Raw genomic sequence first — 12,543 nt, 5'->3', positions numbered from 1 at the left:
TTCGCTAAAGTGGTTTCATTTTAAAATTAGAAATTCATACCGATACCCATGCTTAACCCTAGGTATAATGTTACTAATAATGCAACGGCAAATAAAATCCAGAATAAATTAACTGATTTGCCTTTACCTTTACGTACTAAAACCATTTCCATGAAGCCGATTACTAAAATACCGAATAGCACCTTCATATCATAGTTCATGCCGCTTTCAGGAATTTTGTCGCGCCATTCTAAGAATAATGCGCCACCAGAAATAATGATTAAAATGTACATAACGCGTAGTGCCATATGCACACCTGTTAACTTTTTGCTAGCTAATGCTGCGATGAAGAATAAAACTAATGCAATTACCCAAGTTGTGATGTGTAAATGCGGTGTGCTTGATAAAAAACTCATGATTTTCCACCTCTTCTATTTTTCCCTACATGTTTTATCCTACCATGAGAGCTCAAATGGATTCAATGAATTCGACTAACTTAACTAGCATTATAAGAAAATTTTACAATGCTAAGCGAAGCGATTTGCTAGCGTTCCAATTCCTTCAATCGAAATTTTCACTTCATCGCCTGCTTTTAAAAATTGTGGTGGATTCATGCCCTTACCCACTCCAGCTGGCGTACCAGTTAAAATCACATCGCCTGGCTCAAGCGTTACGTATTTTGATACGATTGCAATTATATCTGACACCGTAAACATCATATCTTTCGTTGAACCATTTTGACGTACTTCTCCATTTACTTTCGTTACGATTGAAAGTGCATGTGGATCAGGAATTTCGTCTTTTGTCACTAAGTACGGCCCCATCGGACAGCTGCCATCTAAGCTCTTTCCTAAGAAGAACTGTTTATGTTTTTGTTGAAGGTCACGCGCTGTAAGATCATTTGCAATTGTATAACCAAACACATAGTCAATTGCCATTCCCTTAGCAATATTTTTTCCACGCTTCCCGATAACAATCGCCAACTCACCTTCATAATCAAGTGAATCGGTTAAGTCTGCATGTACCGGTAATGTTGACTCATCAGCTGCTATAGCTGTTGGAGATTTCGTAAAAATCATAATATCTTCTGGGGCTTTGTCGGCCCCCATTTCAACTGCGTGATCGTTGTAATTCTTTCCTACACATAAAATATTTTTTGGTGTACGAGGAATTGGTGATAACCATTCAATATCTGAATACGCTAATTTAAATTGCGCACTGTCTTCATGTTTTTGTGCGGCATCTACTAACTTACGAACTTGCTCGACAAATTCATAGCCTAACGCTATACCATCAATAATTGTTATAGGGAAGGCTTTTAAAACGTTTAGTTGTTTTTGAATTTCAACAACATCCCAAACTGCCTCTTCTTTTTTCACTTTTGGTCCAAACTTTATTTGGTCTTTAACTTTAAATGATAACAATTTCATAACGTAGAGCGCTCCTTAATGTTTTTTTACATCATACATCAAATCTTTCGAAATTACCTTACTTTTCCGAAATCTTATTACCATAGGTTAATCGTTTCATTGTTGCTTCGAGTGGACCTTGCTTAAACTTTGTAAAATATAGCTCTGCGATTAGTAACTGGCTGACATAAATCGCGAGCGCAATAAAGATCCCCATTTGTACATTAACCTCACCATACAAGCTAAAGCCCCAATTATAAAATAGTGCTGTACATACGATGGACTGCATAATATAAAGTGTCATCGACATACGACCAGCTTTAGCGACCGGTGTTAAAATTTTTGCAATGACTGGTAGCTGCGTTATTAACGTCACAACCGCAATATAGCCTAATGCTAAAATCGGACCACCAATATACACTTGTAAATATTCATTACCAAATGTTTGCGCACCTACAATCGGCAAGCTTTTGACATAAATGCCTACGCCGATTCCAACGAGTGCTAGTACAAACCATAACACTAGTTTTTCTTTCGCACGTTCAATCAATCGCCATTTCGCAAGTGCTGCACCGATTAACATATAGGGTAAAATCGTAAACAGCGACGAAATCCACATAAATCCACTCATTTGAATCGACAAATCAACTAAGCGCTGTGAAAATGCATCTGCCCAATTCCCCACACCATATGCCGCAATGGCGCTTTGAATTGCTTCGATATCAACAGACATGCTATCTGTTGTCATAGTAAACATACCACTAACCTTGTACAAACTTAAGATAAACGCATGATACAATCCATTCACGATAATGGCAATTATTAAAAGCCATTTTGCTGGCAGACGCATCAATGCAATCAAAAAGACACCACAAAATGCATACGTTGCCAAAATATCGCCCCACCAAATGAAAATGGCATGTAGCATCCCCACTGCAAATAAAATAACCATACGCTTAGGAGCAAAACGATAAAAGCTAGCCCCCGTTTGTTTTGCCTTTAAAAACTGCATTGCTAAACCATACCCGAACAGCATTGAAAATAACGGATAAAAACTACTTTGCACATAAATATCTAAAAGTTGCTGTAAAATTATATCCTGTGCCTCACTAAACCAATTACTTAAATCTGCTATATGAGGCATCGGTAAATAAAATCCAAACATATTCACTAATAAAATACCAAGCAAACTAAAACCTCGAAGTATATCAAGCGTTGCAATACGCTCATTTGAACCTACTGGGCGAAACTCCACAACTCGTCCTCCTAATCCATTTTTAGCTGTTGACCAATACTATACAAATATAAATATTTCTCGCTAATATCAATTCGTTTAATCGATTGGACAGCCTGTTGATAATAGTTTAATTGAATTTGGTAGGATTTGGTCATTTTTTGTTTAACTTTCTCAAAATCGTCTAAAATCGATGGTGTGATAAAATCCGTTTTATAATCTAGAAGCACCCACTGACCGTTAGCGTCCTCAAATAAGCAGTCAATTACCCCTTGGATAATTTGGGCATCCCCGTCCTTATCTTTTAGGCTGAGTGTGAACGGCATTTCACGTAATATTTGCGAGGCTTTTGTAAAGCGCTGTCCAATTTCTGCTTGGAAAAATGCGAGCACTTTATCAGCCTGTACTGCCTCGGCTTCTATTTGCTGTAATAATTGACGCTCGACTAATGATTGAATAAATTGTTCTACTTGTACAAGCGTTGTAAAACCTTGTTGAGGGGCATGCTGCATGACTGCGTGTACCGCGGTTCCGATCTCTGTTGCTGAAAGTTTACGTTCGTTCTTTTTTCCTTTCAGCATAAAGCTCGGAACATTCGCCTTTACGTAACGCTTTGCATCGGTATTGTACAGCTGTTCGTCTTCCATTTGCTGCAAGCTTTCTAAACGCTTTAGCTCAGACACAGATGTTTTCGATTTTTTTATTACTGCCTGTTTATATGGATAGACGGCTGAAAAACGCTTCGTTAGCAATGAGACTAAATCCTCGTTCACCACTTGTTTTGTATGGTCCTCACTTACTTCTGTCAACTCATTCGTTGCTAAATAATCACTATTTGGCACCACTGTAATCGTCCATTTTTCTGTTTTTGTCGCATTATCCGAGCGATAATTGGCAAATAGGAAATCGTCATGACGTGCAACAGCTGGGCCAACCCAACTTAAATAATTATTCGCTTTTGAACGTACATACTTCGGCAGTACCTTTTCTTGTAAGTCCTGATAAAACTGCCATTCTTCCTTTTGCTTTTCCCAATCTTTAATTGAGCCAACTAATATTAATCGCTCTTTTGCACGCGTCATCGCAACATATAATATACGCATTTCTTCGGCCTTTAATTTTGCAAGCTTCTTTTCTTTTACGTATAAATGTGGAAGTGATGTTGAAATAATATTCAAATCTGGGTTTACTGATTTAATCGCTAAGCCAAACTCCTGATCAAAAATATAACGGCTTCCTAAATCTTTCGTATTAAAATTTTTACTCATACCCGCCACAAATACGACTGGATATTCTAACCCCTTTGATTTGTGTATCGTTATCAGAGTTACGACATCATCGGCTTCACTAATTGATTTTGCAATGCCTAAATCATCCCCGCGCGCGTGCATACGGTCGATAAATCGTAAGAAACGGAATAAACCGCGGAACGATGACTTTTCATAGCTTAATGCGCGGTCATGCAGTGCACGTAAATTGGCCTGACGCTGCTTGCCATTCGCCATTGCGCCAACCATTTCAATGTAATTCGTATCTAAATACACTTGCCACACTAAATCAGCTAACGCCCCGTGACGCGAGAAATTTCGCCACTTTTCATGTAAACTAAAGAATTTATCTAACTTTTGTTCCGTAGCGTTTGAAATCGCGTTACTTCCCTTTTCACGGTATTGCTTTAACGCGTCATAAAATGGCACTTTTTCATTGACTAAGCGAATCGCTGCGAGTTCATTTTCCGTTAGCCCAATAAATGGCGCGCGTAGCACCGATGCGAGTGGGATATCTTGATATGGGTTGTCGATCACTTTTAGTGTGTTGATCATAATCATTACTTCAAGCGATTCGAAATAGCCCCCGTCCGTTTCAGCATATAACGGTAAGCCCGCCATTTTAAATTCCTCAGCAAATGTTGTATACCAAGAACGCGAGCGCATTAATACAACTATGTCTCGGTAATTTACAGGACGCATCGATTTCGTTTTTGGATTGTAAACTTGTCCACCTTTTTCAACCAATCCACGGATACGTTCAATAATATAGCGTGCTTCCTGTTGCGCTGCGCTAATGCTTTCCTCTTCTGTATCATCTTCTGCCCCTGGTACGATTTGTGTTTTCGAATCGCCCTCTAATAATACAAGCTCAATCGGCACTTGCTGCGCATCATAGCTCGCACCAAATTTGAGCTTTGCTTGCTCGTCATATTCGATTTCGCCGACTTCCTCATCCATAATTTGCTCAAATACATAATTCGTCCCTTCAAGCACTTCAGAACGACTCCGGAAGTTAGCATTTAAATCAATTTTCATACCATTGTGCGTGGGATCGACATCAAAACGCTTATATTTATCAAGAAATAGACGTGGTTCTGCCAGTCGAAACGCGTATATGGACTGCTTCACATCACCGACCATGAACATATTGCCACTTGCTTCATCGCCACTTTTCACAAGCTGTAAAATCGTTTCTTGTAAAAAATTCACATCTTGATACTCATCAACAAGCACTTCTTTAAAGCGATGTTTAAAGCCAATCGCTACTTCAGATGGGGTTGGTGGTGTTGTATCACTATTTGGTGCTGTTAAAATTTCAAGTGCGTAATGCTCCAAATCAGAAAAATCAAGTAACCCACGCTCTTGCTTAGCTTTTTTAAACGCCTCGCTATATTCAATTGTGAGCTTCACTAATGTTTCCAAAATGGGCTTTGTTGCTGCCATTTCCTGTACATACAGCTTCGGGTGGCGCGCGAAAAATGTCTCTTTTAAACCCGTAATCATTGCCTTCGCTTGATCACGATGCTCCTTGGCTACTGTATACTTTGCTCGGTCTTCTTCCGTATCCTTTTTGGTTGCCGCTTTTATACGACCAAATTCTATCGCCGGCATTAATGCATATGCCTGTTCCCATGTTCCTTGTATTAGCGCTTCATAAACAGCCTTTACCGCCGTATATTCTGCCCCGAATAACGGCACATTTTTTTCAAGTGCGGGCTCCACCGATACAATTTGCAAGCCCTTTTCTAATCGACTTGCTGCTTCCTGTAAGCTTGCAATGATAAATGGGCGAATTTCCTGTGCAACAGCTAATGTATCAATCGGTGCGTCTGGATCAATGTCATATTTCGTTGGCAATTCTCGTAACCACTCATATGGCTTTGGCTGTACGCGCGACACCTTATACATTTCCTGTAGTAAAAACTCAATGGCTTGGTCGCTACGATCTGACGCAAAGCTATCGACTAATGCGTAGAGCTCATCCTTCGAAAACAATGCATCCATATCGCCTCGATACGCCTTTTCTAGCACGTCCATTAACACATCATCCTGTAAAAGTGATGCTTCCTCCGTACTTGCCAATCGGAAACCTGGATCTAAATCGATCGTGTACGCAAACTCCCGACAAATGGATAAGCAAAATGAGTGCAGTGTTGAAATTTGCGCTTTATTTAATAAGCTTAATTGGCGGCGTAAAAAGGCATTACTCGGGTCCTTTGACAATGCTTTTTCTAACGCTTCCGCCATACGATTGCGCATTTCAGCGGCTGACGCATTTGTAAAGGTTACAACGAGTAATTCATCAACATCAATACGCTCTTTTTCTGGTGCTAAAATCTTTTGAATTAAACGTTCAATTAACACCGCCGTTTTTCCTGAGCCTGCCGCGGCGGATACTAATACATCATGCCCTGCTGCGTAAATAGCCTTCCACTGCACATCGGTCCATTGCACATCAATTGGCTTCGTTGGAATCGTCATGTTCACACACCGCCTTTTTAATATTGTCAAATACGTCTTCCTCTTTTTGCTTCTTCAATTCATTGAAGCTATTGCCTGTTTCTGTTTCGTCAAATTGACAAACCGATTTATAATTACAAAACGTACATGCCTTTTGACTACCTAAGCTGTACGGTTTTATTTCGGTATTGCCTTTGTATATCTCATTGCCAGCTTGACGGAATTTATGGTGCACAAATTGCTGAAGGTCTTTCATTTCGTCTGGTTCAATGACTTTCGATGAACGACTATCAAATTCTAAATCATTACCACTTTTAAACTTTGCTGGGACAATGATAGAAGCTTTACTCGGCTCAAGCGATGTATCCATTAAATTTGCCACTTCTGTATCCTTTAGCATATAACCACTTAGTTTGAACTTTTCTTGACGCAAGTTCTCTACTTGATCAAGCTGCTCATAATCCTCTGTAGGAATTAGTGGGTTATGCACATGTAAATAGAACATACCAGCCGCTTGTACAATAATGTTTTCAAGCTCCGATAAATTCTTAATGAACTTCCCTTCCTGCGCAATGACTGGGAAGTTTTGCATCGCTACATCTAAATACGTTAACAACTGTAGTGAAATGCCGTTATATACTTCAGTGAAATCTAATTTACGCCCACTTGATTTATAGTCAATGACACGTAAATACAGATTTTGCGCATCTTTATAAGCATCTATTCGGTCAATTTGGCCGCGTACGTACATTTTTCGGTTATGGTCTAGCTCAATTTCCAATGCATCAAGTGGATTACGGTCATCTTGTTCTGTATTTTTATCATCACGCTTACCAAAAGGCTTTTCATGCGCAATCGCCTTGAATTTGGATAGTTCACTTTGATTTACTAAAGCATAGATCGTACGAGCCACTATTTTTACTAGCTTAGTTTTAATATACTCAAAGCGATGGCTACTTTTTAAAATGTTGTATGAAAAATAATCTACTAGCTTCGAAATCGTATCATCGGCTTTTTTATAACAAGCAACATACGTATCAAGTACAATCGTTTGCTCTTTTTCCGACAAAATCGTACGAATCGCTTCATGGAATAGATCGCCCATCGCAAATGATTCTAGCTTAAATTCCGTGCGTTCCTGTAACTTCAAGCCATATGAAGCAAAATGCGAATAAGGACAGCTATAAAATTTTTCGATACGTGAAACACTCGCTAAAAAGTTTTCGCCATATAGCTTGGTTGCGGTTTCTTCAGTCAGGCTTTGCGCTTCATTTGTTTCATAAAGTGGCTTTGTTACAATATGGAGCACATGTTGCCAATTGCCTTCCCTCTCATAAAACGCTTTTAACGCTTGCCACTGTTCAGGTATTTCCCGACGCTCAAATTGTGCCTGCTTTAGCTGTGTCATTAAAAATCCAATTGCCGGTGACGGATGCTGCAAATAATCAAGCATATTCTCTGCATTTTGCTCATCAAGCGGGTCTGCCACCACTTGACGCTGTCGTAATGTGCGGATTGGTTCCGTTTTTTCATCCGATTTCACTTCGAACATTTTATGGAGACGATTTATATAAATTGATGGAAGCTTCCCCTTACTTTCCTCATCAGCGCTCGCATATGTAACAAACAAATAATCTGTTGGTGAAGCGATTGCACGGTAAAATAGAAAGCTTTCCTGTAACAGTCGACTTTTAATACCAGGGGCTAGCTCGACATCCGCCTTTTCAAACACTTCACGCTCTGCATCCGATAAAAGTCCACCGGCATCCATACGCATTGGATAGACCCCATCATTGACACCAATAATGAAAATCGCCTTTTTATTATCAAAGCGGGCAAATTCTAATGTCGAAACCGTTACTTCATCTAATGTCGGTGGCACACTAGAAAACTGTAGGGATTCAAAACCTTCATCTAAAATTTGTGCTGCATCTTCTAAGGTCATTTCCTTGTCGCCAAACATTAAATCAAATTGTTCTAAAATATGCACCCAGCCGTTCCATGCTTGCTCATGCTCTAATGATTTTTGCAGTGCATGTGCTTTTTCCTCTTGCTCCTGCATTTTAACAAGCTTTTTATACACATCGAGCGCTTCCATAAACTCGTACAAAGCAACGACAATATTACGACCAGTTACGTTGCCTTTTAACTTTCGCTGCAAGTTTTTTACCGGCTCAACAATTAAATTACGCACCGATTTTAATAGTGTTTCGTGTTCCTGCTCATCTTTTGTTTGCACTGCATTTACTTTTTCCAATGATTTAAAACGGCGGTAATGCCAAACCTTTTCATCGAACCAACGATCATGCACAATCCCTTTGGCTATGACAAAATTCTCTAAAATATCAGCACGGTCGCGCATCGCTGCTAAATTTGCATTGTACGGAAAATAGAGGTCAGTTTTCACACTTCGAAATACCGGCTCATATTTCCAATTCGACGTAATAATCTCTAAAACGGAACGACTAAATTCAATGAGTGGATGGTACAACATCGCGCGCTTTTCGTTTGAGAAATAAGGAATCTCATATTGCGCGAATGTTGTACCAATTATTGGATCATAGACATCCGCTTGTCGATACATAATCCCAATATCCTTATAACGAAGCCCCTGCTCAACAATGAGCTTTTTTATTTCCTGGGCAATACCTTGTACCTCTGCGCGTGGATTTACTCCCTCGATAATTTGCGCATTCCCTAACGATTCGACAGATGTCACAAACGGTTCATTAAAGTTTCGTTCAATTTGCTGTAAATCACGGTTATTGCTGCGATAATTTATTTCTAAATGCACGCGTGGCTCTTCTTCTATAACAATGCCGCGCTCAAATTGCAATTTGGCCAATTCGTGCTTTAATTTATCATAGGTCATTGCAGCACGATAAAACGTTGAACCATCTAATTTATCTCCCTGTGGATCATCCATTGGTAGCACTAACGTTACACGCTTCGCATAAATGAGTAATTCTTTTAAAATTGCAAACTCTTGGCCATTATATGACACGAAGCCATCTAGATAAACATGCGTTTCGCGTAGACTTTCCATTTTCGGCATACGCTCTAGTAATAAAGGAAAATCACCGTCACCATCGACATATTCTGCACCAATCCGCAGTTGTAATTGCTGTAAAATAATTTCGATATCATGCATTTTATGGAGCAGTACTTCACTCGCTCCATTTAAATGCAATGCTTCAATTAGCGGTTGAATTGAGGCCACACCGATGTTGTACTGACTAAATTCCTTTAATATTTGTTCTACTTCTTTTGTAAAGCCTCGTTTTCCTGCAACCTGTTTAAATAGTAAAAACTCTTCTTGATGCTCTTCTAAAATCCGACGCAATAGCATGCGGTAGCCGGTGTTATCTATACGTTCGCGAGCAATACCGCCCTCATTTTGTAACACAAACCACGCAAGTCGTTTAAATGTCATTACTTGCGCGCGCATCATACCTTCAATATCGTAATTATTCGTCAGCTCATACTCTGTCGAAAACGTCATTTGGTCTGGTACTAAAATAAAAATCGGGTAGCCAAGTACATTTGTCTTTAGGTCCTCGACAATTTCCTTATGAATTAATGTAGATTTCCCTGTACCCGCTCGACCAGATATTACACGCAATGTCATCGCCTACACCTCACTTTTTTATACTCTCATTATAATATAAGAATACACGTTCGTGCATCTAATACTGCGCCCATGGAAAAAACGCTGCTATTTTTTAAATTAGCAGCGCTTACACTTGTTATTTACGGGACTTAATATTGCGTAAATCACGTTCAACCCGTTTAGTTAAATACCGTTCAATCCATTTACCGAGTGCCCAAATCACGGCAATAATCAAACAGGATACAACAATTTTCATAGGTGAACTCAAAATGGCACGTAGGTCACTACCTAAATAACTAATTAAAAAAATCATGACTGGCTTTGAAATGAGTAACGTTAAAAAATAGTATTTCTTTTTTAAATGTGATAATCCCGCTACCGTATTGACAACAACAATAGGGGTAAACGGTAAACATAACAGCACAAAAAGCGGTGTAAAGCCGCGTACATCGACCCAGTGAATCAGCTGTTTTACTTGCTTTTGCCCTTTAAGTTTTTGTAATAGTCGATGATTACCAAAATAACGAATCATTAAAAAAAATAAATATGAACCCACCACAGTTGCAAGCCACGATAACATAAAGCCCCAAAACAATCCGTATGCACCAGCATTGGCAACAACAATGACAAACAGCGGAAGAAACGGTAAAAATGCTTCAACAGACGTTAAAAAAACACTAAACCAAGGCCCAAGCAATTTATATTTTTCAATCAATAATTCGACATTATCAATACTAATCCAATCAAACACAAAACCCAACTCCTGCTATGAACGGCAAACTTTTAATACGCTTTCAAATAATTCAAACAACTAGTGATACATTTATAGTAACATACTTCACAATACTCAACAGTGATAAACATAATAAATTAGAAAAACACATTTTACATAATAAAGAGGCTACCCGAAAAGTATATACTTTCCGGGCAGCCCCTCGTTCATGTATTAATTAACCGCTTGAGGGCGGTGCTTCTGCGGTGGTCAGAATAAATTCTCACCATCCTCGGCGCAAGGATTTGTCCCAGAAATACTTCTCGGACAAATCCTAGTTGTTTATTTTACAATTAGCAATCCTATAGTATGATTATCTTCACGGTGAACGACGTGCTGCGTTAAACGTAGCTCGCCTGAATGATCGAGCACTTCTAAACGACAATGTGCTGCATTAATTTGTAATGCTTTATACAACTCATCTTCAGTCAACACATGCTGCCCATTCACTCGTTTAATAATTTCACCAGCAACTAAGCCCATTTTTTGCGCTGGCGAATTCGGTAATACGCCTGCAATCATAACCCCTTTATCGCTACGAATCACCGCATAGCTATTGCGATCCTCTAAATGACTATAGTAAATACCAATTACCGTACGTGAAATGGCACCCAATACTAATGCAGCTGCACCAAGCACCGGCATGAAGTAAGCAAGAAAGCCTACGATCAATACCAATTCACCCGTCAAAATAATGCTTTCTCCCATTTTCGGATACACATAAATCGGTAGCTTTTGACGGACCATTTGCTGGAATCCAATCACAAATGGAAACACAATAATTGAAAATTGCTCTGCACCAATCGTAAACTGTGGCCAATATGGTGCAATACTTTGAATGCCGTCACCCGGAATAATCGTCACAAGTGGCAATAACCAAAGCTGCTTACTATAATAACCAATACCATTTAGACCGCGCTTTGTCGTTTCAACAATCGGCGATGCAAACTTTGCCCCGTTACGACGAATTAAAATTCCTTCTGCCATTAACAATAGCCCCGCAAGCACTGGGACTGTTATCACTAAGCCATCGACAACATTACGCGCCGCTAAATCAACGCCCCAAATAGAATAAGACCAATTTTGCCAATCCATCCACACAATCACACAAAATGCGAGCGTCATCAGTATAATTGGCGAAAGTAAATGATACATAAATACAATTAAGCCAATAAAGCTAATTAAAAATACCGCTACTAATAATTCTAGTGAGATCGTCAACCCAATTACGACACTAAATAATGAAATAATCAACGATAAAACAAAGCCCATCAATAACATATTTTTAAGCTCCGACCAACCGTCTAAAATTCTAATATGAAAAAAGCGACGCTCTCGTTTTACACGACGATAGCCTAAAAAAACTGCTGAAATGAGTGCTAGATAAAATAGTGGATTAATAAAAAAGCGACCAATACCTTTTAAAATTTCTATAATAATTGTTTCGTCCATGCTCTCACCTACCGTACGACTAATTGTATCAAATCCTGTTCATATTGCGTAGTCCTATTTGTATTTCTACAACATTGAGTAAATTTACTAACAAAAAATGGATTAAGTACAGTGTTACTTATTTTTGGCGGGCTACGGCATGCCAGCAATATGGCCACGTGGTACGTGTCCATACTACTGTCTTTAATGCCGCATGCAAGGCCCGCCAAATTAAAATGTACTTTTTCCTATATAGTTAAGAGCGCAAAATGTTGCCGCTTGCGCTATCGCGAGGCGGCGGTGATGAATAAAATAGTACACTAATACAATAGGGTATCTTAAATTAAATGTTAGCTCTGTAAAAAAATTGCTCTTTT

General features: G+C 39.2%; 7 protein-coding genes. All 7 read right to left on the bottom strand.

The genetic code is table 11. The features are described 5' to 3' along the window. Window positions 1-26: 26 nt before the first annotated feature. Complete coding sequence (locus tag LZ480_RS02185) at window positions 27-395, bottom strand: YisL family protein (protein ID WP_241367707.1); 369 nt, start codon at window positions 393-395, stop codon at window positions 27-29. Between the two features lie 111 nt (window positions 396-506). Next, entirely contained in the window at window positions 507-1,409 is a 903-nt protein-coding gene (locus LZ480_RS02180; protein ID WP_241367706.1) for a fumarylacetoacetate hydrolase family protein, read from the bottom strand. Between the two features lie 58 nt (window positions 1,410-1,467). After that, entirely contained in the window at window positions 1,468-2,643 is a 1,176-nt protein-coding gene (locus tag LZ480_RS02175; protein WP_241367705.1) for a DUF418 domain-containing protein, read from the bottom strand. An 11-nt stretch (window positions 2,644-2,654) separates the two neighbouring features. After that, the gene (gene addA, locus LZ480_RS02170) at window positions 2,655-6,374 is read right to left on the bottom strand and encodes a helicase-exonuclease AddAB subunit AddA (protein ID WP_241367704.1); all 3,720 of its coding nucleotides are present in this window, start codon (window positions 6,372-6,374) and stop codon (window positions 2,655-2,657) included. Beyond that, on the bottom strand, window positions 6,349-9,981 hold the full coding sequence (gene addB, locus LZ480_RS02165; RefSeq protein WP_241367703.1) for a helicase-exonuclease AddAB subunit AddB: 3,633 nt from the start codon (window positions 9,979-9,981) through the stop codon (window positions 6,349-6,351). Before addB ends, addA begins: the two co-directional genes overlap by 26 nt. A gap of 118 nt (window positions 9,982-10,099) precedes the next feature. After that, window positions 10,100-10,714 (bottom strand): TVP38/TMEM64 family protein, encoded by a 615-nt coding sequence (locus LZ480_RS02160; protein ID WP_241367701.1) that lies wholly within the window; start codon window positions 10,712-10,714, stop codon window positions 10,100-10,102. Window positions 10,715-11,017: 303 nt separating this feature from the next. Continuing rightward, window positions 11,018-12,187 (bottom strand): PDZ domain-containing protein, encoded by a 1,170-nt coding sequence (locus tag LZ480_RS02155; RefSeq protein ID WP_241367700.1) that lies wholly within the window; start codon window positions 12,185-12,187, stop codon window positions 11,018-11,020. Window positions 12,188-12,543 lie beyond the last annotated feature (356 nt).

Source organism: Solibacillus palustris (assembly GCF_022549215.1).
GTDB lineage: Bacteria > Bacillota > Bacilli > Bacillales_A > Planococcaceae > Solibacillus > Solibacillus daqui.
The sequence above is the reverse complement of the archived record's forward strand: the minus strand, read 5'-3'. Positions and strand labels throughout refer to the sequence as shown.

Excerpts from the sequence above, each read along its gene's own strand:
- addB (WP_241367703.1), bottom strand. The coding sequence starts at position 9,981 with ATGACATTGCGTGTAATATCTGGTCGAGCGGGTACAGGGAAATCTACA.
- LZ480_RS02180 (WP_241367706.1), bottom strand. The coding sequence starts at position 1,409 with ATGAAATTGTTATCATTTAAAGTTAAAGACCAAATAAAGTTTGGACCA.
- LZ480_RS02185 (WP_241367707.1), bottom strand. The coding sequence starts at position 395 with ATGAGTTTTTTATCAAGCACACCGCATTTACACATCACAACTTGGGTA.
- LZ480_RS02155 (WP_241367700.1), bottom strand. The coding sequence starts at position 12,187 with ATGGACGAAACAATTATTATAGAAATTTTAAAAGGTATTGGTCGCTTT.
- addA (WP_241367704.1), bottom strand. The coding sequence starts at position 6,374 with ATGACGATTCCAACGAAGCCAATTGATGTGCAATGGACCGATGTGCAG.